Origin of the sequence: Kitasatospora sp. NBC_00374 (genome assembly GCF_041434935.1) — a bacterium.
Classification (GTDB): Bacteria; Actinomycetota; Actinomycetes; order Streptomycetales; family Streptomycetaceae; genus Kitasatospora.
This window is the reverse complement of the sequence record NZ_CP107964.1, coordinates 5,619,609-5,645,658: the sequence shown is the minus strand read 5'-3', so window position 1 is coordinate 5,645,658 and position 26,050 is coordinate 5,619,609. Positions and strand designations below refer to the sequence as shown.

Sequence of the window (26,050 nt, the reverse complement as noted above, 5' to 3'; positions counted from 1 at the left end):
CCACCGGGCCGGGTCGCCGGTTCACCCCGTGGGCGGCCGGACGGGAGGCGGCCGGCCGGAGGCCCGGTCAGCCCCGGAGCTGGACGACCCGCCAGACGGCCAGCGCCACCGCGGCGCAGGCCGTCAGGGTGTAGAGCACGATCGCCCGCCAGCCGGCCCGCTGACCGCTGCCGCGCCGCGGCACGCCCGGCCACTTGTATCCGGCCCGGCGGGCGGCCATCGCACCCCAGCCGACCGAGGCGGAGGTGAGCAGCAGGCCCAGCATGCCGATCATCGCGGAGGCGCGGTCGCTGCCGAAGGCGAGGGGGAAGGCGAACATCAGCGAGCCGAGGGTCGCCATCAGCACGATCGGCAGCAGCTGCCACCAGCGCAGCCGGCGGCGCGGGCGGATGTCCCGCTCGTGCACCACACCGGCCAGGTCGTCCGTGACGGGCAGGGCCACCGCGTAGGAGGTGGTCGGCACCACGAGCTCGGGCAGCGCGTCGGCGACGCTCTGGGCGTCACCGGGCAGCTGCTCGGTTTCGGGGCCGGTACCCGTGGACACGCGGCCTCCCCCTGACGCTTCGACACGAGCTGACGGGCTCGCAGGTGGTGAGGCCGACCGAGTGCGACCGACCCCAAGTGCTACCGATGATGGCATGTCCAGAGTCGCGGGCAGGTCGTCGCGGGGGTCGTCGGGTGATCCGTGGCCAGGACGTGATCGCCCTGTAACCCCCGGTTCGCGCAGGACCTGCGGCTGCCGGTGCAGCTGCACGGGCCGATGGCCGAAAACCGCCCCCGGCCGTCGGGGTCAGGCCGGCGGCTGATTCCGGATCAGCTCCAGCGAGCGCTCCAGCAGGGCCACCGGGTCGGTTCCGGCCGGGCGGGACAGCCAGTGGATCCGGTCGTCCCGGCGGAACCAGGACTCCTGCCGGCGGGCGAACCGCCTGGTCGCCCGGACGGTCTCGGCCCTGGCCTCGTCCTCGGTGCACTCGCCGGCGAAGTACCCCAGCACCTGCTGGTAGCCGAGCGCCCGGCCCGCCGTACGGCCCTCGCGCAGGCCCAGTTTCTCCAGTTCGCGGACCTCGTCCAGCAGCCCGGCCTGCCACATCCGGTCAACCCGCAGGCTGATCCGCTCGTCCAGTTCGGGCCGCGGCACCTGCACGCCGATCTGCACCGCCGGGTAGACGGCGGTGTGGCCGGGCAGGTTGGCGGTGAAGGGCTGCCCGGTGATCTCGATCACTTCCAGCGCGCGGACGATCCGACGCCCGTTGCTGGGCAGGATGGCCGCGGCGGCCGGCGGGTCGAGCTCGGCCAGCCGGCGGTGCAGCAGGCCCGGGCCTTCGGCCTCCAGCTCCGCCTCGAGACGGGCCCGGACATCCGGGTCGGTGCCGGGGAAGTCCATCTGGTCGATCGCCGCCCGGACGTACAGCCCGGAGCCGCCGACCAGGACGGGGCTGCGGCCGGCCGCGAGCAGCCGGTCGATCTCGCCCCGGGCGAGGCGCTGGTACTCGGCGACGCTGGCGGCCTCGGTGACGTCCCAGATGTCCAGCAGGTGGTGCGGGATCCCGCCGCGCTCCTCGACGGTGAGCTTCGCGGTGCCGATGTCCATCCCCCGGTAGAGCTGCATCGAGTCGGTGTTGATCACCTCGCCGCCGAGGCTGCGGGCGATGGCGACCGCGAGGTCGGACTTGCCGGCGGCGGTCGCGCCGACCACCGAGACGACGCGGGGCGGGAGGGGGTGGGTACTGGTCACGGTTCCAAGTCTCGCAAAGAGCCGGAGCGGGCCGGATGCCGATCCGGGTGGTTCGGGTGGCTGTGGAGTGGTATGTCAGATTTGCGGCCGAGAACATTCGGGCCGATCACGGCGTTGGACCAGTAGCGGCAGCAGCGACAGGGAGAGCACCCCATGAGCCTGATGGACAACCTCAAGGGCAAGGCCGAGGAGCTCAAGGTCAAGGCCGAGGAGCTCGCCGGCAAGCACAACGAGAAGATCGACGAGATGGTCGACAAGACCGGCACCGCGGTGGACCGGGCCACCAAGCACAAGTACAGCGAGAAGATCGAGCACGGCACGACCAAGGCCAAGAGCGCCGTGGACCACTTCGCCGCCAAGCCGAAGGAGGACGGGCCGCCGGCCTCCTCCTGAGCCGGCCCCCGGTGGCGGTCCGGGTCAGCGCCAGGAGGCCACGAAGTACCCGACGCCGTAGGGCGCCGCGTCGTAGCGCAGCCGCGCGTTGAGACCGGTGCCCTCGGCGGCCCCCGCCAGCACCTGCCACGGGGCCCGGCCCTCGGCCATCAGCTCGCCGGCGAGGTCCGGGTCGAGGGCCGCCAGTGCGGCGGTGTCGGCCGCCCCCAGGGCGGCCGACACCGCCGCGTCGTAGCCCTCGGCCCGCTCGTCCAGGTAGCCGGGCGCCTTCACCGAGCGGCAGGCACTGCCGTCGCCCATGACCAGCAGACCGACCCGGTCGGCCAGGTCGGCCAGACCCTTGCCCAGCCCGAGCAGCCGCTGCGGACCGGTGTCGGTGGGCACCGCGCAGGCGTGCGTGGGCACGGCCGCCCCGGCCTGCTCCAGCAGCCAGGCCCCGACGGTCAGCGACGGCGTCAGTTCCGTGCCGCCCGGTCCGCCCAGCGGCAGCCGGGCCGCGAGCTCGACGCCGTAGCGCTGGAAGGAGCCGACGCCGCCCTCGGTCCAGACCTCGGCCCGGGGGCCGGTCCCGACCACCACGATCAGCTCGGCCGCCGACCCGAGCAGTTCGCCGACGGCCTCCCGGCAGGCCGCCCGCAGCGGCTCCAGTTCGGGGGCGGCCCCGGCGGCGACCGCCGGTACGAGAAGCGGCGGGCAGGGGCAGACGGCGGCGGCGACCAGCATGTGGATCACTCTAGCCCGGCCCGGCCGCGGGTGACCGGCCGCGCGACGCCGACGGCCCGGCGGGGTGTCCCGCCGGGCCGTCGGTCGTGCTGACGGGCTCGGTCAGTCGCAGCCGCAGCCGCTGCCGGTGGGAGCGGCGGCCGGAGCGGCGACCGGAGCGGGCCGGCCGATGCTCGGCAGGCCGAGCATCACCCCGGCCGGCTTGGCCGCCGGGGCGGCCTGCCGCTTCTCCCAGGCGTCGCCCGCCCGGGTGCGGCGGACGGCCAGGGTCGGGCCCTCGGCGAGCAGGTGGTGCGGGGCCGCGTAGCTGATCTCCACGGTCACCACGTCACCGGGGCGGACCGGGTCCACGGGACGGGTGAAGTGCACCAGCCGGTTGTCGGGGGCGCGGCCGGAGAGCCGGTCGGTCCGGTCGTCCTTCTTGCCCTCGCCCTCGGCGACCAGGATCTCCAGCTGCCGGCCGACCTGCTTCTTGTTCTCCTCCCAGGAGATCTCCTCCTGCAGGGCGACCAGCCGCTCGTACCGCTCCTGGACGACGGCCTTGGGGATCTGGCCGTCCATCTCGGCGGCCGGGGTGCCGGGCCGCTTGGAGTACTGGAAGGTGAAGGCGTTGGCGAAGCGGGCCTCGCGGACCACGTGGAGGGTCTGCTCGAAGTCCTCGTCCGTCTCGCCGGGGAAGCCGACGATGATGTCGGTGGAGATGGCGGCGTCCGGCATCGCGGCGCGCACCTTCCGGATGATGCCGAGGAAACGCTCCTGCCGGTACGAGCGGCGCATCGCCTTGAGCACGGTGTCCGAGCCGGACTGCAGCGGCATGTGCAGCTGGTGCATCACGTTCGGGGTCTCGGCCATCGCGGCGATCACGTCGTCGGTGAAGTCGCGCGGGTGGGGGGAGGTGAAGCGGACCCGCTCCAGGCCCTCGATCTGACCGCAGGCGCGCAGCAGCTTGGAGAAGGCCTCGCGGTCTCCCAGGTCGGAACCGTAGGAGTTGACGTTCTGGCCGAGCAGGGTGACCTCGACCACGCCCTCCGCGACCAGCGCCTCGACCTCGGCGAGGATGTCACCGGGCCGGCGGTCCTCCTCCTTGCCGCGCAGCGCCGGGACGATGCAGAAGGTGCAGGTGTTGTTGCAGCCGACCGAGATCGCCACCCAGGCCGCGTAGGCGGACTCACGGCGGGTCGGCAGCGTGGAGGGGAAGGTCTCCAGCGACTCCAGGATCTCCACCTGGGCCTGCTGCTCGACCCGGGCCCGCTCCAGCAGCGCCGGCAGGTGGCCGATGTTGTGGGTGCCGAAGACCACGTCGACCCACGGCGCCTTGCGCACGATGGTGTCGCGGTCCTTCTGGGCCAGGCAGCCGCCGACGGCGATCTGCATGCCCTGGTGGCTCTGCTTGGCGGGGGCGAGCCGGCCGAGGTTGCCGTACAGCTTGTTGTCGGCGTTCTCACGCACCGCGCAGGTGTTGAAGACCACCAGGTCGGGGTCACCGTCCTGGTCGGCCTTGGCGTACCCGGCCTCCTCCAGCAGCCCGGACAGGCGCTCGGAGTCGTGGACGTTCATCTGGCAGCCGTACGTGACGACCTTGTAAGTTCGCAAGCTCTCCTCCATACCCACAACTGCAAGGGTAAGGGCAGCGGCCGGGGCCTCCCGTCCGGCCGTCGCGCCTGGCAGTATCCCTGCATGGCCCACACCTCGATCCCCGCCCGCACGGGCGCCGCCCTGCGCCGGGCCGCCCGCAGCCGCCCGGTGCTGGCGGCCGTGGTGCTGCTGCTGGTCGCGGCCGCCCTGGCCGCCTGGCGGATCACCGACGCGGGCTCCCCCCGGCACCAGACGCGGGAGATCGGCTTCGCCACCGGCGTCCCGGGCGGGGTCTACGACCGGTACGGCCAGCTGCTGCGCAAGCACGTGGTCGACGCCGTCCCCGGTGCCAGGCTGCGGCTGGACAACTCCGAGGGCTCGGTCGACAACCTGGAGCGGGTGGTCACCGGACGGGACGACTTCGCCATCTCCACGGCCGACGCCGTGACCTCGTTCAGCAGCCCCGACAAGCCCCGGCTGCGCGCGATCGCCCGGCTGTACGACGACTACCTCCAGCTGGTCGTACCGGCCGGCTCCCCGGTGCAGAAGGTGTCCGACCTGCGGGGGCTGCGGGTCGGGGTGGGCCAGCCCAAGTCCGGCGTGAACCTCGTCACCCGCCGGCTGCTGGAGGCCGCCGGCCTCGACCCGGACCGCGACATAGTGCCGTACGGACTCGGCATCGGCGACGCCGCCGACCAGCTGCGGTCCGGGCAGCTGAACGCGTTCTTCTGGTCCGGCGGGCTGCCCACCTCGGCGCTCACCAACCTCGCGGCCGGCTACCCGATCCGGATCGTGCCGCTCGCCGACCTCGCCGAGCCGCTGCAGCGCCAGGAGGGCGGCGGCGCGGACGCCTACCGGGCGGCCACCATCCCCGCCAACACCTACCCGGGCATCCAGCCCGCCGGGACGACGGTGGCCACCGTCGCCGTGCCCAACCTGCTGGTCACCCGGGACGACCTCGACCCGGCCCTGGTCCAGGGCATCACCCGGGCGGTGATCGACAGCCGCGACACCATCGGCGCCCAGGTGCACGCCGCCCAGCTGGTGGACCTGCGCACGGCCGTCTACACCGACCCGCTGCCGCTGCACGAGGGCGCCCGCCGCTACTACACCTCGGTCAAGCCGTGACCCGCTGACGTCCTGGCGGCGGCCGCCGGCCTCAGCGCTGCCGCGGCACGGTGAGAACGACCGCGAGCCCGGTCGGCTCGACCTGCCCGAAGTCCAGCGAACCGCCGCCGGCCAGCAGCAGGGTGCGGGCGATGGAGAGGCCGAGCCCGGAGCCGTCCACGTTCTGGTGCCGGGAGCTGCGCCAGAACCGGTCGCCGACCCGGCCCAGCTCCTCCTCGGTGAGACCGGGGCCACGGTCACTGACGGTCACCACCACCTCGCGCTTGTGCAGCTCGATGCCGACCGTCACGGCCGAGCCCGGCGGCGCGAACTTGAGCGCGTTGTCGAGCACCGCGTCGAGCGCGCTGCCGAAACCGATCGGGTCGGCCAGGCCGTGGGCCAGCAGCGGGGCGTCCCAGTCCAACCGCAGGCCGCGCTGTTCGGCGGTCGGACGCCAGGACTCGATCCGGGCCAGCACCAGGCGGGTCAGGTCGACCGGCTCGGGCTCCGGGCGGGAGTGCTCCGCGGTCGCCAGGCCGAGCAGGTCGTCCAGGACCCGGGCCAGCCGGACGCCCTCCTCGCGGACCCCGCCGAGCTCCTCGTCGTGTCCCTCGGGCAGTTCGAGGCCGAGCAGCTCGACCCTCAGCAGGAGCGCGGCGAGCGGGTTGCGCAGCTGGTGGGACGCGTCCGCGACGAAGGCCCGCTGCTGGTCCATGGCCAGCACCACGTGGTCGGCCATGTCGTTGAAGGAGCGCGCCAGCCGGCGCAGCTCGGGCGGCCCGCCGCTGGGGGCGACCCGGGCGTTCATCCGGCCCGTCGCGATGTCGTGGGTGGCCCGGTCCAGGGTGCGCACCGGGCGCAGCACCCACCCGGTGAGCAGGACCGCGAACAGGATCGCGACGATCATCGCCAGCACCTCGCCGCCGGCGATCACCATCCACTTCTGCAGCACCCGGGCGCGCAGCGGGCCGGTGGGCGACTCCGTGATCACCACCGCGACCACGTCGCCGTCCCGGACGACGGGCAGCGCGACCGTCAGCGTCTGGTCCTTGCTCCACGGCCAGACCTGCCGGGGATTGTGGCTGCGCCGGCCGTCCAGCGCCTCCTGGAACGCCTCGGCCCCCGGGCCGACCGTGACCTGCCAGCCCTGCGGGGCGACCGCGACGGGCCCGCCGTCACGGTAGAAGATGCCGATCCGGATGCCGTACAGCTCGTGGTACCGGGTGACCTCGCCGACCAGTGAACTCAGCCGGCCGCTGTCCCCGGCCACGGGCTGGTAGTCACCCTTCATCGCCGTGTTGGATCCGCCGGACCGGCCCGGGGTGGGCAGGTCCTGGGCGAACCGGGCCGCGTCGTCGATCCGGTCGACCACCACCTCGCTCTGCTCCGAGGCCGCCGTCAGATAGCCCAGCGGCACCCCGAGGGCGGCCAGGACGGCGGCCATCAGGGTGAGCAGGATTCCGAGCAGACGGGTGCGCACGAGTGGTCAGCGCCCCGCTTCGCCGTGGTCGGCGGGCCGGTCGAAGGCGGCCTCGGGGCCGGTCGGGCGCCCGTCGGCGGGCTGCTCCGGGATCAGCCGGTAGCCGACCCCGCGGACGGCCTCGACCAGGCCGGGCAGGCCGAGCTTGGTGCGCAGCGAGCCGATGTGCACCTCCAGGGTGCGGCCGTTGCCCTCCCAGCCGCTGCGCCAGACCTCGCTGAAGATCTGCTCGCGGCGGTAGACCACGCCGGGGCTCTGCGCGAGCAGGGCCAGCAGGTCGAACTCCTTGCGGGTGAGCGGGACGTCCCGGCCGTTCACGCTGACCCGGCGGCGCTCGCGGTCGATCACCACGCCGCGCGCCTCCAGCGGGCCGCGCGGCGGGTTGGGGCCGTCGGGCTCGGCCACCGCGGCGGCGGGCGCGGTGAGGCCGCGGCGGGCCACGGCGTGGATCCGGGCGAGCAGCTCGCCCATGTCGTACGGCTTGGTCACGTAGTCGTCGGCGCCGAGGTTGAGGCCGTGGATGCGCGACCGGATGTCGGCGCGGGCGGTCACCATGATCACCGGAACGCTGCTCGCGGCCCGGATCCGGCTGCACACCTCGAAGCCGTCCCGGTCGGGCAGGCCGAGGTCGAGGAGGACCACCCGGTAGGGGTCGTTGCCGTCCGGGACGAGCGCGTCCAGCGCCTCGTGCCCGCTGCGCGCATGCCTGACCTGGAAGCCGTGCCGGCCCAGGACAGCGCTCAGTGCCGCGGCGACCCGGTCGTCGTCCTCGACCAGAAGCAGTCGCATCGTGCTCCTCTCCCTCGTTGATCCTCTGGATGCTGCCCCACCCCGGACGTACTGGGCAGGTCGCAGTATTCTCCGGCCCCGGTCCGCCATTGTCACGGTGGCCTCTGCCACGTGCCACGGCGCACCGCCCCGGCGGGCGGGCCGCCGGGGCGGGCCCGGCCTGCGGCCGTCGGCCGGGGCGGGCCTCCGTCCGGGGTCGCCCGCGGTCGTCCGCGCCCGCCTGCGGTCGGTCCGGGCGTCGGGCCGGACGCCGTGGACGTTACGGAGCGGGACCGGCGGTAACGGCCGGTGTGGCCGGATCGTGATGCTCAAGTTCCGCTCAGATCGGCTGACATGACATCGTCGGCTTTCCTATGGTCACCCCACCGGGGGCTGCGGGCTCCGCCGGCTCCGGCCCCCGGTACCAGCGTCGGCAGGGCCGGCTGCGGGCTCCTGTCGCCCGGGCCACCTGCTGGGCAGCCCAAGGGAGTTCACCCTCTGGGACCGGACATGAGGGAGCAGGGCGCGATGACCGAGAAGACCGTCACCGACTCCGTCGCCGGGTCGACTCCCCTGGTCGTCCTGAACGGCGTCGACAAGCACTTCGGCGCACTGCACGTGCTGCAGGACGTCAACCTGGAGATCGCCCGGGGCGAGGTCGTGGTCCTGATCGGCCCGTCCGGCTCCGGCAAGTCGACCCTCTGCCGGACGATCAACCGGCTGGAGACCATCGACTCGGGCACCGTCCTGATCGACGGCCGCCCGCTGCCCGCCGAGGGCAAGGCGCTGGCCCAGCTGCGCGCCGAGGTCGGCATGGTGTTCCAGAACTTCAACCTGTTCGCGCACAAGACCGTGCTGGAGAACGTGGTGCTGGGCCAGGTCAAGGTGCGCAAGGTGAAGCGCCCCGAGGCCGAGGCGACCGCCCGCGAGCTGCTGGACCGGGTCGGTGTGGGCGCCCAGGCGGACAAGTACCCGGCGCAGCTCTCCGGCGGTCAGCAGCAGCGCGTCGCGATCGCCCGCGCGCTGGCCATGAAGCCCAAGGTGATGCTCTTCGACGAGCCCACCTCGGCCCTCGACCCCGAGATGGTCAACGAGGTGCTGGAGGTGATGCGTTCACTGGCCGCCGACGGCATGACGATGGTCGTGGTGACGCACGAGATGGGCTTCGCCCGCTCCGCCGCCAACCGGGTGCTGTTCATGGCGGACGGCCGGATCGTCGAGGAGAACACCCCGGAGGCGTTCTTCACCGCCCCGCGCACCGACCGGGCCAAGGACTTCCTCTCGAAGATCCTGCACCACTGAGGCCACCGCTGATCTAGCGTCAGTGCCGACCGGGCGTACGGCGGCCCCGCCGGGGCCCGCCCGCGCCGAACGGAACTTCCCGACCCCAGTGCCCGGTTGACCCGTGGCCAGATCCGAGGAGAACAGACCCTCATGAAGACCCGTCGCACCATCGCCGCCGCCCTCGCCGTGCTGACCCTGACGGCCGTCGCCGCCTGCGGCAAGGAGGGCTCGCCGAACGACGACGCGGCCGGGTCGGCCAAGCCCCAGCTGCCGACGTACACCGTGAAGACCGACTTCAAGCTGGAGTCCTCGCCGGCCTGGGTGAAGGCCAAGGCGGACGGCAAGCTGGTCATCGGCGCCAAGTCCGACCAGCCGTTCCTCGGCTTCGAGGACGTCCAGACCAGCGTCCGCAGCGGCTTCGACATCGAGATCGCCAAGATGATCGCCGCCGACCTCGGCTTCTCGGAGAAGCAGATCTCGTGGCAGACCGTCGCCTCCGTCAACCGTGAGACCGCGATCTCCGGCGGCCAGGTCAACTACTACGTCGGCACCTACAGCATCAACGACAAGCGCAAGGCCACGGTCTCGTTCGCCGGCCCGTACTACATCGCCGGCCAGGACCTGCTGGTGCAGAAGGACAACACCACGATCACCGGTCCGGAGAGCACCAAGGACAAGAACGTCTGCACGGTCACCGGCTCGACCTCGATCGACCAGATCAAGAAGTACGGCGCCAAGGTCACCCAGTACGACTCGTACTCGCAGTGCGTCGAGAAGCTCCTGAGCGACGAGGTCGACGCGGTCACCACCGACGACGCGATCCTCAAGGGCTACGCGGCCAAGAACGCCGGCAAGCTCAAGGTGGTCGGCAAGACCTTCTCCACCGAGAACTACGGCGTCGGCCTCAACAAGGACGACAAGGCGCTGCGCGACGCGATCAGCGACGCCCTGAAGGCGCACGAGGACAACGGCGACTGGAAGAAGGCCTACGACGCCACCCTCGGCCTGTCCGGCTCGGCCGCGCCGGAGGTCCCCGCCCTGCAGCGGTACTGATCCGATCCGTCGGGGCTCCCCGGCCCGCCCGTCCCACCGGCGGGCCGGGGCGGCTCCGCGGCCCCGAGCCACCACGTAACCACCAATGAGAGGAGGGCCGCCGGCATGGGCATATTGTTCGAGGACGGTAATTTCGCGCTGTTCCGCGACGGCTTCCTGCGGACGGTCGAGCTCAGCGCGGTCAGCGCGTTCTTCGCGCTGCTGCTCGGCACCGTCCTGGCGGCCTTCCGGGTCTCCCCGGTCCCGGCCCTGCGGGCGCTCGGCACCGTCTGGGTCAACACCTTCCGCAACACCCCGCTGACCCTGCTGTTCTTCGCGGTGACCTTCGCGCTCCCGCGGCTGGACGTGCACCTGTCGTCGTTCACCTTCGCGGTGCTCGCGCTCAGCGCCTACACCGCGAGCTTCGTCTGCGAGGTGCTGCGCGCCGGTGTCAACACCGTGCCGCTCGGCCAGGCCGAGGCGGCCCGCAGTCTGGGGATGGGCTTCGGCCAGACGCTCGGCCTGGTGATCCTGCCGCAGGCCGTCCGCTCCGTGATGTCCCCGATGAGCTCCATCTTCATCGCCCTGCCGAGGAACTCGGCGATCGCCGGCGCGTTCAGCGTCTCCGAGCTCTACAGCGTGCAGGCGACACTGACCGACAAGGGGTACGCCATCTTCGGGATCTTCCTCTGGATTGCGATCGCGTACCTGTTCATCAGCTTCAGCGTGCAGCAGCTCTTCAGCTTCGCCGAGAAGCGGCTGGCGGTGGCCCGATGAGCAGCCAGTCCGCCTCCGTCCTCTACGACGCGCCCGGCCCCCGGGCCAGGATGCGCTACCGGGCCTTCGGGATCCTCTCGCTGGTCGGCATCGCCGGTCTGCTCTGGTTCGTCTACAGCCGCCTGAACGACGCGGGGCAGTTCTCCGCCGACCTCTGGGCGCCGTTCGAGTACGCCAAGGTCCAGCAGCGGATCGTCGACGGACTCCTGGAGACCCTGAAGGTCTTCGGCCTGGCCGCCGTCGCCTCCATCGTGCTCGGCACGGTGCTGGCCGCGGGCCGGCTCTCCGACCACCGGCCGCTGCGCGCGGTCTCCACCGGGATCGTCCAGTTCTTCCGGGCGATGCCGCTGCTGATCATGATCTTCGCGCTGTACCGCGGCGTGTTCAGCGCCGACCCGTTCTGGGCCCTGGTGATCGGCCTCACCCTGTACAACGGGGCCGTGCAGGCGGAGATCATCCGCTCGGGTGTCAACGCCGTCCCGCGCGGACAGGCCGAGGCCGCCTACGCACTGGGCATGCGCAAGACCACGGTGATGACGACCATCCTGGTGCCGCAGGCCGTCCGGTCGATGCTGCCGGCGATCATCGGCCAGTTGGTGGTCACCCTCAAGGACACCTCGCTCGGGTACGTCATCACCTTCAACGAGCTGCTCTACCAGGGCAAGCTGATCGCCAGTAACTCGGACGGCTACCCCTACATCCCGGTGATCCTGGTGATCGGCCCGATCTACATCGGGATGTGCCTGGCGCTCACCGGTCTGGCCAAGTGGATCGAGGCGCGCGGCCGACGCGGCGCGAACCGGCGCACACCTGCCGCTGCTTGACGGACACCCAGGTGATCTGTTGCATTGCTCTTCGTGACACCACCCGGAGCCTTTCCAGCACTGAGCATTGAATCCGGGCACCTCCCGCCGCGCCGGGCGGAGGTCCCCGCGTGGACCCGGTGATCGTGGTCGGGGCCGGGCCGGTCGGCCTGGCCCTGGCCCTCGCCCTGGCCCGCAACGAGGTGCCCAGCATCGTGCTGGACGAAGGCGCCGGGCTCTGCCCGGAGAGCCCGCGCACCGTGGTGCTCGGCAGCGACACCACCTCCTTCCTGACCAGGCTCGGCTACACCCGGGCCGAGTCCGACGCGGCCCGGTGGGACGCCTTCACCATCTGGCGCCGCCGCACCGAGGTGCTACGGCTCCCGCTGGACGGCTCCCCCGTCCTGCACCTCGCCCAGCACCGCCTCCAGCGCGGACTGCGGGACGCCGTCACCGCCACCCCCCTGATCCAGCTCGTCCCGCTCAGCCGCGTCGTCGAGCTGGAACAGGACCGGGACGGCGTGAGCGTACGGACCGAGCACACCCAGGACGGCAGCCGGACCTGGTGGCGCGGCAGCCACCTGGTCGGCTGCGACGGCGCGCGCTCCACCGTCCGCCGGCTGCTCAAGATCCGCTTCCCCGGCCGCCCCGCCGTCGACCGGCACGCGATGGCCACCGTCCGGGTCGACCTCCCGTTCCACGGCGAGGCCCGGCTGCACCGCGAGCCCCCGTGGCGGGGCGACCGCGAGGCCTGCGCCCGCCCGCTCCCGGACGGCCTCTGGCGCCTCGACTGGCGACTGCCACCCGGCCGCCCGCAGCCCAGCGAGCCCATCGACCCGCACGCCACCTGGCCCGGCATCGTCACCGGCGACACCCTGCTCACCCGGGTCAAGGCCACCCTCACCGGCTGGTGCGGCGGTGAACTGCCCACGTACGAGCTGCTCGCCGCCGCCGACCACACCGCCCAGCAGCGCCTGGCCGCACGCTTCCGCTCCGGCCGCTGCTTCCTCGCCGGCGACGCCGCCCACCTGCACGGGGCCCTCGGCATGCAGAACCTCGCGGACGGCCTGCGCGACGCCGACAACCTCGCCTGGCGACTCGCGCTCGCCTGGCACCTGCACTCCGGCGGACCGCAGCCCGGCGGCTCGCTGCTGGACGGCTACGAGACCGAGCGGCGCGGCGCGGTCGGCGCCCGGCTGCGGGCCGTCGACCAGTCGATGCCGCTGCTGCGCCCGCTGCGCGGCTGGCAGCAGACCCGGCGGTCACTGCTGACCGGTTCGTTCCGCAAGCACGCACCCCTGCTGGCGGACGGTCAGCTCGGCACCGGACGGTTCGGCGGCGCGCCCGCGTACCCGGCCGCCCCCTCGGGGGTGCCCGGCCGGGTGCCGGTGCAGCGGGGGCCCGGGCGGGGCACCTCGCTCACCGAGAGCCTGCCCGCCACCGCGCCCGGGGTGCTGGTGCCGGACGTACCGGTGGTCACCACGGAGGGCGCCACCGATCAGCTGCGCTCCCACCTCGGCGGCGGGTTCCTGTTGCTGCTGGTGGCGCCCGGGACGGCCGTCTGGGCCTCGCAGCACTGGCTCGGGGCCGGGTTGATGCCCCGGCTGGCGGAGGTCGCGACGGCGCTGCCGGTGCCGGCGGAGGTGCTGGTCACCGAGGAGTACCCGGGTGCCGACCCGCACACGGTGCTGCTGATCCGGCCGGACGGACACCTGGTCGGCACCACCCAGGGCTGCCGGGCGGACGCGCTGCTGGCGCTCGCCGACGGCGCGCGCGGGGGCGGGCCGGGCGCGCTGGCGAGCGCGGACAGCTGACCGACGGCAGGCGTCGGACTCCCGATGCCGGCTGACCGACTCCGAACTCCGTCAGCCGGCATCCCACCCCCGTCACCGCGCCGTCAGCGCGCGAACTCCGTCGCCCGGCTCTCCCGCACCACCGTGATCCGAATCTGCCCCGGGTACGTCAGCTCCTCCCGCACCCGCCGGGCCACCTCCCGCGCGATCACCTGGGCCCGCCGGTCGTCCACCAGCTCGGGCTGGACCATCACCCGCACCTCGCGCCCCGCCTGCATCGCGAACACCTTCGACACCCCGTCGTACCCGCGAGCGATCTCCTCCAGCCGCTCCAGCCGGCGCACATACGTCTCCACCGACTCCCGTCGGGCCCCCGGCCGCCCACCCGAGCACGCGTCCGCCGCCTGCACCAGCACCGCCTCGACCGTGCCCGGCTCGACCTCGCCGTGGTGCGCCTCGATCGCGTGCACCACCTCCGGCGGCTCCCCGTGCCGCCGCGCGAACTCGGCCCCGACCGCGGCGTGGCTCCCGGCCACCTCGTGGCTGAGCGCCTTCCCGATGTCGTGCAGCAGCGCGGCGCGCCGCACCGGCTCCGGCTGCACCCCCAGCTCGGCCGCCATCATCCCGGCCAGGTGCGCCGACTCCACCAGGTGGCCGAGCACGTTCTGCCCGTACGAGGTCCGGTAGCGCAGCGTTCCGAGGGCGCGGACCAGCTCCGGGGCCATCTCGCCGACCCGCACGGCCAGCAGCGCGTCCTCCCCGGCGCGCACGCACAGCCGCTCCACCTCGGCCCGGCTCCGCTCGTGGACCTCCTCGATCCGGGCCGGCTGGATCCGGCCGTCCCCGACGAGCGCCTCCAGGGTCAGCCGCGCGGCCTCCCTGCGGACCGGGTCGAAACAGGAGAGCTGGACCACCCCCGGGGTGTCGTCCACCACCAGGTTGACGCCGGTGACCGCCTCGAACGCGCGGATGTTGCGCCCTTCACGGCCGATGATCCGGCCCTTCATGTCCTCGTTGGGCAGCGGGAAGACCGTGGTGACCGACTCGGCGGTCTGCTCGGTGGCCAGCCGCTGGACCGAGACCGCGATGATCTCCCGCGCCCGCAGTTCCCCTTCGGCCCTGGCCGCCCGCTCCAGCTCCCGCACCGTCACCGCGGCCTCACGTCTGGCCTCGGTCTCCACCTCCCGGACGATCTCCGCCCGCGCCTGGGCCGCCGTCAGCCCGGTGACCCGCTCCAGCGCCTGCCGGTGACCGGCCTCCAGCTCCCGCAGCTCGGCCTCGGCGACCACCAGCTCGGCCGAGCGCGTGGCGAGTTCGTCCTCCTGGAGGTGCAGCCGCCCGAGCTCGGCGGCCAGGCGCTCCTCGCGCCGGTCCAGCTCCGTCCGGCGCTGACGGAGCATCATCCAGCCGGCGACGAGCACCAGGCACAGCGCCAGGGCCAGCACCAGACCGGCTCCCAGCAGAACGGGCCCCGAACCGGCTTCAGTCGCGATCGTCATCCGACTCACTCCCCCGTCCCTGCGCACACTCTGCCGTGGCGGCGGCGAGGGAACCGCCTTCGGCCGACCTCGCGCCCCGCGCGCCGTCGACATGATCGGAGAGACCGCCTCGCTGCTTGCGAGGCTAGGCGCAGGTTACGAAACGGTCAAGATGCGATCGAGAATTGACGTCGATGGACCGGACGCGCCGTCAGCCACAGCGCGGTCGGCGGAACCCGGGGCCCGATGAACAGGCCCGGTCGGCGGCAACGGCGGCAAGGCGGCGCCGTCACCAGTCGCCGCCGTCCGAGGAGTCCTCGTCCTGGCCGCCCTCGTCGGCCAGCGCCGCCAGGACGACCCGGAAGGCCAGCCCCTCCGGGTAACCGCGCCGGGCCAGCATCGCGACCAGCCGCCTGATCCGGGCCTGCCGCTCCACACCCCTGGTGCTCCGCAGCCTGCGGTCGACCAGCGCCCGCGCGGAGTCGGTCTCGTCCTCGGAGTCCACCTGGGCCACGGCCTGTTCGACCAGATCGCCCGAGACTCCCCTGGTCCTGAGCTCCTGGGTCAGCGCCCGTCGTCCGCGGCGGCCCTGCCGCGACTCCACCCAGGCCTCGGCGAAGGCGCCGTCGTCGATCAGCCCGACCTCCTCGAAGCGGTCGAGCACCTGCTCGGCGATCTCCTCCGGGATCTCCCGCCGCCGCAGGGCGTCGCCCAACTGCTTCCGGGTCTTCGCCGCACCGGTCAGCAACCGCAGGCAGATGTCCCGCGCCCTGGTCTCCGGATCGGCGGACTCCGCCGGCTCGGCGGCCGACGGCCCGTCCCGCCGCTGCCGGCGCTCACGCGCACCGGGCCCCGCGGACGGTCCGGCGAAGGACTCGGCGGTCGGCTCCACGGGGGCGCCGGCCGGACCGGCGGTCTCGTCGGCGACCGCGCTGCGCCGACGCCGACGCCCGCCGGGCAGCTGCGAGGCGGGCATCAACTCCGAGAGGTCCAGCACCGGCTCCGGCAGTGCGGCCGACCCGGGCGTCACAGCCCGCCCGGGCTCCGGCTCCGGCTCCGCGACGGCGGCGAACCAGTCGGGCGGTCCCCAGTCACCGGGCTCCTCGGAGCGGCCCGGTGACTGGTCGGGGTGGTGCATCAACGACTCAGGCCTTGGCCGCCGCCGTCTTCTTCGCCGCCGCGGTCTTGGCCGGTGCGGCGGCGGGGGCCTCGACGGCAGCGGCGGGCGCGTCCGCCGCATCGGCCGGAGCCTCGACCTTCGGGCCGATGCCGAGCTTGCCCTTGATCTTGGCCTCGATCTCGTCGGCCAGCTGCGGGTTGTCCCGCAGGAAGTTGCGCGCGTTCTCCTTGCCCTGGCCGAGCTGGTCGCCCTCGTAGGTGTACCAGGCGCCGGACTTGCGGATGAAGCCGTGCTCGACGCCCATGTCGATCAGGCCGCCCTCGCGGCTGATGCCGACGCCGTAGAGGATGTCGAACTCGGCCTGCTTGAACGGCGAGGCGACCTTGTTCTTGACGACCTTGACGCGGGTGCGGTTGCCGACCGCCTCGGTGCCGTCCTTCAGGGTCTCGATCCGGCGGATGTCCAGCCGGACGGAGGCGTAGAACTTCAGCGCGCGGCCACCGGTCGTGGTCTCCGGCGAACCGAACATCACGCCGATCTTCTCGCGCAGCTGGTTGATGAACACGGCGGTGGTGTTCGACTGGTTCAGCGCACCGGCGATCTTGCGCAGGGCCTGGCTCATCAGCCGGGCCTGCAGACCGACGTGCGAGTCGCCCATCTCGCCCTCGATCTCCGCGCGCGGCACGAGCGCCGCCACCGAGTCGATGATCACCAGGTCGATCGCGCCGGAGCGGATCAGCATGTCGGTGATCTCCAGCGCCTGCTCACCGGTGTCCGGCTGGCTGACCAGCAGGGCGTCGGTGTCCACGCCGAGCTTGCGGGCGTACTCCGGGTCGAGCGCGTGCTCCGCGTCGACGAACGCGACGGTGCCGCCGAGCCGCTGGGCGTTGGCGGCCAGGTGCAGGGTCAGCGTGGTCTTGCCGGAGGACTCCGGGCCGTAGATCTCGACCACCCGGCCGCGCGGGATGCCGCCGACGCCGAGCGCGACGTCCAGCGCGGTGGATCCGGTCGGGATCACGTCGATCGGGCTGCGGGCCTGGTCGCCGAGGCGCATCACCGAGCCCTTGCCGAACTGCCGCTCGATCTGGGCGAGCGCGGTCTCAAGAGCCTTCTCGCGGTCCGTTGCTGCCATGGCTTCCACCCTCGGGTTCTGTGCTGTGCGCTTCATCGTCATCGACGCTAGCGCGTCCCACTGACAATCGGCCCCGATCGGGCTCGGCCTGTGGAAAACTCGCCGCCATTGAGTATAGGGAACGAATGTTCGATTCCCGCAGGGATCCCTACCCCTGCTTCCCGGCCCCGCCCTGACCTGCGCAATCACCGGTCCCATAGCCGTCCCGGCCCCGACCCTGCGGCGCACGCTCCACGCGCCCGCGCCGGTCCGACCCGCGGTCCACCCGCTCCCGCTCGTCCGACTCACGCGACTCGCGCCCACCCGGCTCCCCCTCGTCCGCCTCCGGCGCGCCCACCATCCGCCGCAGCCGGCGGGCGGCCAGTCGGCGCCGCTCCCGCCAGGCCTTCCCGCGGTCGATCCGCGGGTCGGTGGTCACCTCGTAGCGGCGCACGTACGTGCCCACGAAGCCCTGCAGGGTGGCCGCGGCCGGGATGGCGATCAGCGCGCCCACCGCGCCCAGCAGCGCCGCCCCGGCGATCACCGAACCGAAGGCCACCGCCGGGTGCACGTCCACCGTCCGCGCGGTGATCCGCGGATGCAGCAGGTAGTTCTCGATCTGCTGGTAGACGATGACGAAGGCCAGCACCCAGAACGCGTCCGACGGCTGGACGGTCAGCGCCACCAGGACGGGCAGCGCACCGGCGATGTACGTGCCGATGGTCGGGACGAACTGCGACATCACACCGACCCAGATGCCCAGCGCGATGGCGTAGGGCAGGTCGAGGATCTGGAACACGATCCAGTGCGCCACGGTGGACACCAGCGCCAGCAGCGCCCGGGAGTAGAGGTAGCCACCGGTCTTCGCCAGTGCGATCTCCCAGGCCCGCAGCACCTCGCCCTGCTTGTCCGGAGGCAGCAGCGAGCAGACCGTCCGGCGCACCCGGGGCCCGTCGGCGGTGAAGTAGAAGGTGAACAGCCCGACGGTGAAGGCCTGGAACAGGCCGCCGATCACCGTGCTGGAGACGCCCCACACGTTGTCGGCGGCCTGCTGGGCGTACTTCTCGATGGTGCCGGAGTCCTGCAGCACCTGGTGCTGGAGCTGGTCCAGGGAGAAGTCCTGGTGAAAGGTCCGGTTGACCCAGCCGATCAGATTGTCGAGCAGGTGCGGCAGCCGGCCGGCGATCTGGGTGACCTGGTCGACGAGCAGCGTGCCGAGGGCGGTCAGGAAGCCGGCCACCGCCACCGCCAGGCCGATGAACACCAGGAAGGTGCCCAGCCCTCGGCGCACCCCGCGGGCGGCCATCCGGTCCACCGCGGGTTCCATCGCCAGCGAGAGGAAGAAGGACACCAGCAGCATCACGAACAGGTCGATCAACTGGTGGAAGGCCCAGTCGGCGAGCTTGAACAGCCCGACCAGCACCAGGGCCAGCACCATCGCCCGGGGCAGCCACCTGGGCATCGCACCGCCGGTCAGCCGGGTACGGCCTGCGGGGGCTCGACGTGCGGGGGCCGGGTCCTTCGTCTGGGGTTCTGCGCTGCTGACCACCGGGCCAGTCTCACCCATGAACCGGGGCGAACCGGACGGACCGGGCGCCCCGGGTGCGTCGGCGCCCCGGCCCTGCCCCTCCGGTCAGCCCGTCCGGTCAGCGCAGCAGCGCGGACACGCCCTGCGTCCGGCAGACCACCCGCCAGACGTCCTTGGCCTCCCAGCCCGCCGCCAGCGCCTGGTTGACCGTCCGGCCGCCGAGTTCGCTCATCAGGTGGTCCTGCGCGAACGACTCGGCGTACACCTCGCCGAAGTGCTCGTGCATCCGTCGCCAGAACTCCGTCAGCCTCATGCCGCCAGTATCCCAAACCGTCCCGGCGACCGGCCGGGATTCCTACGGCTGCCGGTCCGCCCGTTCCAGGGCGTACTCCACCTCGCCGTGCTCGGCTCCCTCGACCGGTTCGGGCCAGTCCTCGTGGAACGTGCGGACGAGCCGCAGCCCCGCCTTCTCCATCACCCGCCGGGAGCCGAGGTTGACCGCCATGGTGGTGGCGAAGACCCGGTCGACCCCCAGTGCGGTGAAGCCGTGCCGGACCAGTGCACGCGAGCCCTCGGTGGCGTACCCCCGCCCCCAGGCGGCCCGCCGCAGACGGTAGCCGAGCTCGACCTCGCCGGGCGGCCCGTCCCGGTGCGGTCGGAACTCGAACCAGCCCAGGAACTCCCCGCCGGCCCGCTCGATCGCGGCCCAGTGGCCGAAGGACGGGTGGCGGCGGTACGCGTCGAGGTACCGGGGCAGCAGTTCCCGCTCCACCACCTCGCGCGGGGTGGGCGTGCCGCCGGTCAGGTAGCGCATCACCTGCGGGTCGGAGTCCAGCTCCACCAGCAGGTCGACGTCGGCGGCGGTGAAGCGGCGGAGCAGCAGCCGTTCGGTCGTCAGGTGTACGGACACCGCTCGATCCTGCACCGGCCCACCCCGCGGCCGCCTCCGGTTTTCTCCGGGCTCCGGCGGCCCGGGGCCCGGGACCGGGCGGCCGTCAGTCGGGCAGGACCAGCACCCCGGCGCCGTAGTACTCGCGGTACGACGGGTCCGCGCAGACGGCCGCGGCACGCTGGCAGCCGGCCGCGGCGGCCGCCGCCAGCCGGGCGACCACCTCGTCCGGGCCCCAGTCGGGGTGGGCCGCCACCGCCACCGCCACCGCGCCGGTGACGTGCGCGGCCGACATCGAGGTGCCGGCCAGGGCGGCGTACTGGCCGCCGGGCCAGTCGGAGACCACCGCGCCCTGGGTGCCCCCGTCCGGGTCGCCGCCCGGGGCCGCGATCGAGATCCGGCCGCGCCCGTAGTTGGAGTAGCCGGCGGGCAGGCCCCGGCGGTCCACGGCGCTCACGGTCAGCACCCCGGGGAGTTCGCCGGGCAGCCGGATGCACTCGCTGCCGAGCAGCCGGTCCTCGCCGGGGCCGGAGAGCCGGTCGTTGGGGCTGCGCCGGTCGGGCCGGGGAGCGGTCAGGTCCTGGCTGTCGTTGCCGGCCGAGGCGACCACCACGGCGCCCTTCCGCTGGGCGTAGGCCACGGCCCGGCCGACGGCGGCGGCCAGCGCCGCCTGGTCCTCGTCCTGTGGGCAGTTGTACTTCCACGGGTCGGCGAAGTAGCTGTCGTTGACGGCCTTGGCGCCGTGGTCGGCGGACCAGAGCATCCCGCAGACGATGTTCTCCGTGTAGTACTGGCCGAGCGGCCCGAGCAGCCGGACGGCGGCGATCCGCACCCCGGGGGCGACACCGGTGACGCCGTGGCCGTCGCGGGCCGCGCCGACGATGCCGGCCACATGGGTGCCGTGTCCGCTCTCGGCCACCCCGGGGTCGGGCCGCCAGGAGCCGTACCGGGCGTCGGGCCTGCCGTCGGCGCAGGAGACCGAGGCCTGGGGGTCGACGGCGGAGCGCAGGTCCGGATGGGTGTCGTCGACCCCGGAGTCGAGCACCGCGACCAGGACGCCGTGCAGTGCCGGGGCATTGGGCAGCGGCGGCGCGTCGGGGGTCCGGGCGGCGCTCTGGGCCAGGCCGGGGGCGCGGAGCAGCGCGGCGAACCGGCTCTGCGACTCGGTGGCGCCGATCATGGCGAGGTTCCAGTCGCTCTGCTCCCCGGGGTCGGGCACGGTCGCGGTGGAGTCGTCGGCACCGTCCGTGCTCGGCGCGAAGGATCCGGCGCCGCGAAGCGGCCTGGGCGGTCCCGGTACGGGGGTGGTCCGGGTGGCTCCGACGGCGGCCACCCCAGGCCGGCCGCGCAGGCGTTCGGCGAAGGCGCCGGTGGCGTAGGCGAGCACCACGCCGATCTGCGGGTAGTCCTGCAGCACCAGACCGCCGGCCGCGCGGGCCTGCTCGGCGGCGAGTTCGGCGCCCGCGGCGTCCTGCCGGTCGGCGAGCACCAGGTAGCTGAGGTAGCCGCGGGCCGGGCCGGAGACGTACGGGACGGCTCCGCCGAGCAGCAGCGCGGTCAGCAGCATGACCATCAGGATGCGGGCCGGGCCGCGGTGGTGCCGGGCGGTTCCGCCGGGCGGGCTCACCTGCTCCATCGTGCGGTCTCCGCTCGTCGGGCCGGTCCAGAGGGTGCTCCAGCGCCATCCAGCGAGGCTCTGAGCTATTACCCTATGGTCATTTTGTCCGGGTTTGCCCGCCAGATTGCGGCAGCAGGGGCCACCCGGGCCCGCGACCGCCGCTGTCAGTGGCGGCGTGCACCATGGGGGCATGGCGCCGCACAGCAACACCGAGCCCCCGACGGACTCGCTGGCCGGCTTCGCCCCGGCCACCCGGGCCTGGTTCACGGGCGCCTTCGACGCACCCACCGAGGCTCAGACCCGGGCCTGGGCCGCGATCCGGCAGCAGACCGACGTCCTGGTGGTCGCGCCCACCGGCTCCGGCAAGACGCTGGCCGCCTTCCTCTCCGCCCTCGACCGGCTCAGCCACACCCCGCCCCCGGCCGACCCGAAACGCCGCTGCCGGGTGCTCTACATCTCGCCGCTCAAGGCCCTCGCCGTCGACGTGGAGCGCAATCTGCGCGGCCCGCTGGCCGGCCTGCGCCAGGCCGCCGTCCGGCTCGGCCTGCCCGAGCCGGACGTCGAGGTCGCGATCCGCTCCGGCGACACCCCGGCGGCCGACCGCCGCCGCTTCACCAGCCATCCGCCGGACATCCTGATCACCACCCCGGAGTCGCTCTTCCTGCTGCTCACCAGCGCCGCCCGGGAGGCCCTGCGCGGCATCGACACGGTGATCCTCGACGAGGTGCACGCCGTCGCCGGCACCAAGCGCGGCGCCCACCTCGCGCTCAGCCTCGAACGGCTGGACGAGCTGCTCGACCGGCCGGCCCGGCGGATCGGACTGTCCGCCACCGTCCGGCCGGTCGAGGAGGTCGCCCGCTACCTCAGCCCGCAGCGCGGCGCGGCCGTCGTCCAGCCGCCCTCCACCAAACGGTTCGACCTCTCCGTCGTCGTCCCCGTCGCCGACCTGGACGAGCTCCCGGCCACCACCGACGACCCGGCGCGCCAGGCCTCCATCTGGCCGCACGTCGAGGAGCGGATCGTCGACCTCGTCCAGGCCCACCGCTCCACCATCGTCTTCGCCAACTCCCGCCGACTGGCCGAGCGCCTGTGCAACCGGCTCAACGAGATCGCCGTCGAGCGTGCCTCCGGCACCGCCCTGCCCGCCGCACACGCCCCCGCCGAGCTGATGGGCGGCTCCGGCGCCGCCGCCGGCGCGCCCCCCGTCCTGGCCAGGGCCCACCACGGCTCGGTCTCCAAGGAGCAGCGCGCCCTGGTCGAGGAGGAGCTCAAGGCCGGCCGGCTGCCCGCCGTGGTGGCCACCTCCAGCCTGGAGCTCGGCATCGACATGGGCGCCGTCGAGCTGGTGGTCCAGGTCGAGTCGCCGCCCTCGGTCGCCTCCGGCCTCCAGCGGGTCGGCCGCGCCGGCCACCAGGTCGGGGCCGTCTCCACCGGCGTGTTCTTCCCCAAGTACCGGGGCGACCTGGTCCAGTCCGCCGTGGTCACCGAACGGATGCGGGACGGCCGGATCGAGGCCCTGCGCATCCCCCGCAACCCGCTGGACGTGCTGGCCCAGCAACTGGTCGCGATGACCGCCCTGGACACCTGGGACGTCGACGAACTGCTCACCACCGTCCGCCGGGCCGCCCCCTTCGCGACCCTCCCGCAGTCCGCCTTCGACGCCGTCCTCGACATGCTCGCCGGGCGCTACCCGTCCGACGCCTTCGCCGAGCTGCGCCCCCGGCTCGTCTGGGACCGCGTCGCCGGCACGGTCACCGGCCGCCCCGGCGCCCAGCGGCTCGCCGTCACCTCCGGCGGCACGATCCCCGACCGCGGCCTGTTCGGCGTCTTCATCGCGGGCACCGACCCCAAGAAGGGCGGCGGCCGGGTCGGCGAACTCGACGAGGAGATGGTCTACGAGTCCCGCGTCGGCGACGTCTTCACCCTCGGCACCACCTCCTGGCGGATCGAGGAGATCACCCACGACCGGGTGCTGGTCACTCCCGCCCCCGGCATCCCCGGGCGGCTGCCGTTCTGGAAGGGCGACACCCTGGGCCGCCCGCTGGAGCTGGGCCGCGCCCTCGGGGCCTTCGTGCGCGAACTCGGCGCCCTGCAGCCCGAGGCCGCCACCGAGCGGCTGCGCGCGGCCGGCCTGGACGACTGGGCCGCGGGCAACCTGCTGACGTACCTCGCCGAGCAGCGCACCGCCTGCGGCCATCTGCCGGACGACCGCACCATCGTGGTCGAGCGCTTCCGCGACGAGCTCGGCGACTGGCGGATCGTCATCCACTCCCCGTTCGGCGCCCAGGTGCACGCCCCCTGGGCGCTGGCCATCGGCGCCCGGCTGCGCGAGAAGCACGGCCTCGACCCGCAGGTCATGCACGCCGACGACGGCATCGTGCTGCGTCTGCCGGACGCCGACCTGCTCGACTTCCCCGCCGACCGGCCCGCCACCGAGGAGGCCCCGGTCGGCGCCGACGCCGCACTGTTCGACCGGGCCGAGATCGAACAGATCGTCACCGACCAGGTCGGCGGCTCGGCCCTGTTCGCCTCCCGGTTCCGCGAGTGCGCCGGCCGGGCCCTGCTGCTCCCCCGCCGCAGCCCCGGCCGGCGCACCCCGCTCTGGCAGCAGCGCCAGCGCGCCTCCCAGCTGCTGGAGGTCGCCGCCGAGTACGGCTCCTTCCCGATCGTGCTGGAGGCCGTCCGCGAGTGCCTGCAGGACGTCTTCGACGTGCCCGGGCTGGCCGAGCTGATGGGCGATCTGGAGTCCCGCGCCGTCCGGCTGGTCGAGGTCACCACCCCCGAGCCCTCCCCGTTCGCCCGCTCGCTGCTGTTCGGATACGTCGCCCAGTTCCTCTACGAGGGCGACTCCCCGCTCGCCGAGCGCCGCGCCGCCGCCCTCTCCCTCGACTCCCGGCTGCTCTCCGAACTGCTCGGCCAGGCCGAGCTGCGCGAACTGCTCGACCCCGCCGTCCTCGCCGAGCTGGAGGCCGAGCTCCAGCGGCTCACCCCGGAGCGCCGGATCAAGGACGTCGAGGGCGTCGCCGACGCGCTGCGGCTGCTCGGCCCGCTGAGCGAGGCCGAGCTGACGGCCCGCGGCGCCGACCCGCTCTGGGCACTGGAGCTGGAGGCCGCCCGCCGGGTGATCCAGGTCCGGACCGGCGGCGAGCAGCGCTGGTCCGCGATCGAGGACGCCGGGCGGCTGCGCGACGCGCTGGGCACACCCCTCCCGGTCGGCGTCCCCGAGGCCTTCACCGAGCCGGTCAAGGACCCGCTCGGCGACCTGATGGCCCGCTACGCCCGCACGCACGGCCCGTTCACCGCCGCCGAGGCGGCCGCCCGCTTCGGCCTCGGCACCGCGGTGGTGGTCGGCACGCTGCACCGGCTGACGGCCGCCGGCCGCCTGGTCCAGGGCGAGTTCCGCCCGATCGAGGGGCACACCTCCACCGTCGAGTGGTGCGACGCCGAAGTGCTGCGCAGGCTGCGTCGGCGCTCACTGGCGGCCCTGCGGCAGGAGGTCGAGCCCGTCCCGCCCCGCGCCCTGGCCGCGTTCCTGCCGCAGTGGCAGCACCTTGCCGGCCACCGGCTGCGCGGCCCGGACGGCCTGCTCCGGGTGGTGGAGCAGCTCCAGGGCACCGCGCTGCCCGCCTCCGCGCTGGAGAAACTGGTCCTGCCCGCCCGGCTGGCCGACTACACACCGGGCCTGCTGGACGAGCTGATGGCCGCCGGCGAGATCGGCTGGTCCGGGGCCGGCGCGCTGGCGGGCAAGGACGGCTGGATCGGCCTCCACCTGCCCCAGGACGCCCACCTGCTGCGCCCCGAGCCCGTCCAGCCCGCGCTGACGCCCGTCCACACCGCCCTGCTGTCGGCCCTGGCCGGCGGCTACGGCCTGTTCTTCCGCCAGCTCGCGGAGCGCACCCCCGACACCCCGGAGGCCGAGCTCACCGAGGCCCTGTGGGACCTGGTCTGGGCCGGGTACGTCACCAACGACACGCTGGCCCCGCTGCGGGCCCTGCTCGGCTCGGGCCGCACCGCCGGGTCGACGGCGCACCGGGCGCCCAGAGCCGCCCCGCGCGGCCGCTACGGCGGCGCCGGGCGGGCCCTGGGCCGCCCCGGCACGCTGCGCTCGGGCCCGCCCACCGCCGTCGGCCGCTGGTCGCTGCTGCCGGAGTACGACACCGAGCCGACCGCCCGGGCCGCGGCCCAGGCACAGGGCCTGCTCGACCGGCACGGTGTGCTCACCCGCGGCGCGGTGGCCGCCGAGCGGGTCCCGGGCGGCTTCGCCGGGGTCTACCGGGTGCTGTCGGCGTTCGAGGAACGCGGACGGGCCCGCCGGGGCTACTTCGTGGAGGGTCTGGGCGGCGCCCAGTTCGCCATGGACGGCGCGGCCGACCGGCTGCGCTCGGTCAACGGCCGGCTGGAGCGGACCACCGGGGCCGAATGGCCGTCGGCCGCCCCGACCGAGGCACCGCAGGTGCTGGTCCTGGCTGCGGCGGACCCGGCCAACGCGTACGGCGCGGCGCTGCCGTGGCCCGAGCCACCCACGGGGTCCGAGGACGCCGGGGCCGTCTCCGGGCACCGGCCCGGCCGCAAGGCGGGGGCCCTGGTGGTGCTGGTCGACGGGGAGTTGAGCCTGTACGTCGAGCGGGGCGGCAGGTCGCTGCTGGCCTGGTCCGCCCCGGAGCCCGCGACGGCCGCGCTCGCGCAGGCCGTCCGGGCCGGCGCCCTCGGTACCGTCACGGTCGAACGGATCAACGGTGAAGCGGCCCTGACCTCGGCGCTCGGCACGTCGCTGGAGGAGGCCGGCTTCCACCCCACGCCGCGCGGCTACCGCCTGCGCGGTTGAGCTCTTCGGGT

At 73.8% G+C, this 26,050-nt stretch carries 21 protein-coding genes; 8 read left to right on the top strand and 13 right to left on the bottom strand.

The window, feature by feature from the left end; genetic code table 11:
- Positions 1–67 precede the first annotated feature (67 nt).
- Positions 68–544, bottom strand: coding sequence for a hypothetical protein (locus OG871_RS25320; protein ID WP_371499559.1), 477 nt, complete (start codon positions 542–544; stop codon positions 68–70).
- 246 nt (positions 545–790) lie between these two features.
- Positions 791–1,735 (bottom strand): tRNA (adenosine(37)-N6)-dimethylallyltransferase MiaA, encoded by a 945-nt coding sequence (gene miaA, locus OG871_RS25315; protein WP_371499557.1) that lies wholly within the window; start codon positions 1,733–1,735, stop codon positions 791–793.
- Between the two features lie 153 nt (positions 1,736–1,888).
- On the opposite strand from miaA, the gene OG871_RS25310 reads away from it, so the two are divergent.
- Entirely contained in the window at positions 1,889–2,128 is a 240-nt protein-coding gene (locus OG871_RS25310; RefSeq protein ID WP_371499555.1) for an antitoxin, read from the top strand.
- 24 nt (positions 2,129–2,152) lie between these two features.
- Here OG871_RS25310 and OG871_RS25305 read toward each other — a convergent pair whose 3' ends face one another.
- Positions 2,153–2,851, bottom strand: coding sequence for a hypothetical protein (locus tag OG871_RS25305; RefSeq protein ID WP_371499553.1), 699 nt, complete (start codon positions 2,849–2,851; stop codon positions 2,153–2,155).
- A 102-nt stretch (positions 2,852–2,953) separates the two neighbouring features.
- Positions 2,954–4,456: a tRNA (N6-isopentenyl adenosine(37)-C2)-methylthiotransferase MiaB gene (gene miaB / locus OG871_RS25300; RefSeq protein WP_371499552.1), complete on the bottom strand. Its 1,503-nt coding sequence runs from the start codon at positions 4,454–4,456 to the stop codon at positions 2,954–2,956.
- A 72-nt stretch (positions 4,457–4,528) separates the two neighbouring features.
- Here miaB and OG871_RS25295 point away from each other — a divergent pair, with 72 nt between their 5' ends.
- Positions 4,529–5,554 (top strand): TAXI family TRAP transporter solute-binding subunit, encoded by a 1,026-nt coding sequence (locus tag OG871_RS25295; protein ID WP_371499550.1) that lies wholly within the window; start codon positions 4,529–4,531, stop codon positions 5,552–5,554.
- A gap of 31 nt (positions 5,555–5,585) precedes the next feature.
- Here OG871_RS25295 and OG871_RS25290 read toward each other — a convergent pair whose 3' ends face one another.
- A complete protein-coding gene (locus OG871_RS25290) occupies positions 5,586–7,013 on the bottom strand; it encodes an ATP-binding protein (protein WP_371499548.1) in 1,428 nt (475 codons plus the stop codon).
- Between the two features lie 6 nt (positions 7,014–7,019).
- Positions 7,020–7,802 (bottom strand): response regulator transcription factor, encoded by a 783-nt coding sequence (locus tag OG871_RS25285; RefSeq protein WP_371499546.1) that lies wholly within the window; start codon positions 7,800–7,802, stop codon positions 7,020–7,022.
- A gap of 507 nt (positions 7,803–8,309) precedes the next feature.
- Here OG871_RS25285 and OG871_RS25280 point away from each other — a divergent pair.
- From OG871_RS25280 to OG871_RS25260, 5 genes are all read left to right on the top strand, one after another.
- The gene (locus OG871_RS25280) at positions 8,310–9,083 is read left to right on the top strand and encodes an amino acid ABC transporter ATP-binding protein (RefSeq protein WP_371499544.1); all 774 of its coding nucleotides are present in this window, start codon (positions 8,310–8,312) and stop codon (positions 9,081–9,083) included.
- A gap of 132 nt (positions 9,084–9,215) precedes the next feature.
- Complete coding sequence (locus OG871_RS25275; RefSeq protein ID WP_371499542.1) at positions 9,216–10,118, top strand: glutamate ABC transporter substrate-binding protein; 903 nt, start codon at positions 9,216–9,218, stop codon at positions 10,116–10,118.
- 105 nt (positions 10,119–10,223) lie between these two features.
- Positions 10,224–10,874 (top strand): amino acid ABC transporter permease, encoded by a 651-nt coding sequence (locus tag OG871_RS25270; protein ID WP_371499540.1) that lies wholly within the window; start codon positions 10,224–10,226, stop codon positions 10,872–10,874.
- A complete protein-coding gene (locus tag OG871_RS25265; protein WP_371499538.1) occupies positions 10,871–11,698 on the top strand; it encodes an amino acid ABC transporter permease in 828 nt (275 codons plus the stop codon). Before OG871_RS25270 ends, OG871_RS25265 begins: the two co-directional genes overlap by 4 nt.
- A gap of 110 nt (positions 11,699–11,808) precedes the next feature.
- Positions 11,809–13,491 (top strand): FAD-dependent monooxygenase, encoded by a 1,683-nt coding sequence (locus OG871_RS25260; protein ID WP_371499536.1) that lies wholly within the window; start codon positions 11,809–11,811, stop codon positions 13,489–13,491.
- 83 nt (positions 13,492–13,574) lie between these two features.
- Here the strand turns inward: OG871_RS25260 and rny are convergent, their stop codons facing one another.
- The 7 genes from rny to OG871_RS25225 form a co-directional block, all read right to left on the bottom strand.
- A complete protein-coding gene (gene rny / locus OG871_RS25255) occupies positions 13,575–14,969 on the bottom strand; it encodes a ribonuclease Y (protein ID WP_371499534.1) in 1,395 nt (464 codons plus the stop codon).
- A gap of 268 nt (positions 14,970–15,237) precedes the next feature.
- Entirely contained in the window at positions 15,238–16,086 is an 849-nt protein-coding gene (locus OG871_RS25250; protein WP_371499532.1) for a RecX family transcriptional regulator, read from the bottom strand.
- 7 nt (positions 16,087–16,093) lie between these two features.
- The gene (gene recA, locus OG871_RS25245) at positions 16,094–17,200 is read right to left on the bottom strand and encodes a recombinase RecA (protein WP_371499530.1); all 1,107 of its coding nucleotides are present in this window, start codon (positions 17,198–17,200) and stop codon (positions 16,094–16,096) included.
- A 148-nt stretch (positions 17,201–17,348) separates the two neighbouring features.
- Positions 17,349–18,728, bottom strand: coding sequence for an AI-2E family transporter (locus OG871_RS25240; protein WP_371499528.1), 1,380 nt, complete (start codon positions 18,726–18,728; stop codon positions 17,349–17,351).
- A 97-nt stretch (positions 18,729–18,825) separates the two neighbouring features.
- Positions 18,826–19,020, bottom strand: coding sequence for a DUF3046 domain-containing protein (locus OG871_RS25235; RefSeq protein WP_371499526.1), 195 nt, complete (start codon positions 19,018–19,020; stop codon positions 18,826–18,828).
- A gap of 42 nt (positions 19,021–19,062) precedes the next feature.
- Entirely contained in the window at positions 19,063–19,617 is a 555-nt protein-coding gene (locus OG871_RS25230) for a GNAT family N-acetyltransferase (RefSeq protein ID WP_371499524.1), read from the bottom strand.
- 85 nt (positions 19,618–19,702) lie between these two features.
- On the bottom strand, positions 19,703–21,232 hold the full coding sequence (locus tag OG871_RS25225; protein WP_371499522.1) for a S8 family serine peptidase: 1,530 nt from the start codon (positions 21,230–21,232) through the stop codon (positions 19,703–19,705).
- A 172-nt stretch (positions 21,233–21,404) separates the two neighbouring features.
- On the opposite strand from OG871_RS25225, the gene OG871_RS25220 reads away from it, so the two are divergent.
- Entirely contained in the window at positions 21,405–26,039 is a 4,635-nt protein-coding gene (locus tag OG871_RS25220; protein ID WP_371499520.1) for an ATP-dependent helicase, read from the top strand.
- The last annotated feature ends 11 nt before the right edge of the window (positions 26,040–26,050 follow it).

Bases quoted from the DNA above. Each gene is read 5' to 3' on its own strand.
- OG871_RS25280 (WP_371499544.1), top strand. From the start codon at position 8,310: ATGACCGAGAAGACCGTCACCGACTCCGTCGCCGGGTCGACTCCCCTG.
- recA (WP_371499530.1), bottom strand. From the start codon at position 17,200: ATGGCAGCAACGGACCGCGAGAAGGCTCTTGAGACCGCGCTCGCCCAG.
- OG871_RS25275 (WP_371499542.1), top strand. From the start codon at position 9,216: ATGAAGACCCGTCGCACCATCGCCGCCGCCCTCGCCGTGCTGACCCTG.
- OG871_RS25225 (WP_371499522.1), bottom strand. From the start codon at position 21,232: ATGGAGCAGGTGAGCCCGCCCGGCGGAACCGCCCGGCACCACCGCGGC.
- OG871_RS25265 (WP_371499538.1), top strand. From the start codon at position 10,871: ATGAGCAGCCAGTCCGCCTCCGTCCTCTACGACGCGCCCGGCCCCCGG.
- OG871_RS25305 (WP_371499553.1), bottom strand. From the start codon at position 2,851: ATGCTGGTCGCCGCCGCCGTCTGCCCCTGCCCGCCGCTTCTCGTACCG.
- rny (WP_371499534.1), bottom strand. From the start codon at position 14,969: ATGACGATCGCGACTGAAGCCGGTTCGGGGCCCGTTCTGCTGGGAGCC.
- miaB (WP_371499552.1), bottom strand. From the start codon at position 4,456: ATGGAGGAGAGCTTGCGAACTTACAAGGTCGTCACGTACGGCTGCCAG.
- OG871_RS25285 (WP_371499546.1), bottom strand. From the start codon at position 7,802: ATGCGACTGCTTCTGGTCGAGGACGACGACCGGGTCGCCGCGGCACTG.
- OG871_RS25270 (WP_371499540.1), top strand. From the start codon at position 10,224: ATGGGCATATTGTTCGAGGACGGTAATTTCGCGCTGTTCCGCGACGGC.
- OG871_RS25295 (WP_371499550.1), top strand. From the start codon at position 4,529: ATGGCCCACACCTCGATCCCCGCCCGCACGGGCGCCGCCCTGCGCCGG.
- OG871_RS25250 (WP_371499532.1), bottom strand. From the start codon at position 16,086: ATGCACCACCCCGACCAGTCACCGGGCCGCTCCGAGGAGCCCGGTGAC.
- OG871_RS25310 (WP_371499555.1), top strand. From the start codon at position 1,889: ATGAGCCTGATGGACAACCTCAAGGGCAAGGCCGAGGAGCTCAAGGTC.
- OG871_RS25235 (WP_371499526.1), bottom strand. From the start codon at position 19,020: ATGAGGCTGACGGAGTTCTGGCGACGGATGCACGAGCACTTCGGCGAG.
- OG871_RS25220 (WP_371499520.1), top strand. From the start codon at position 21,405: ATGGCGCCGCACAGCAACACCGAGCCCCCGACGGACTCGCTGGCCGGC.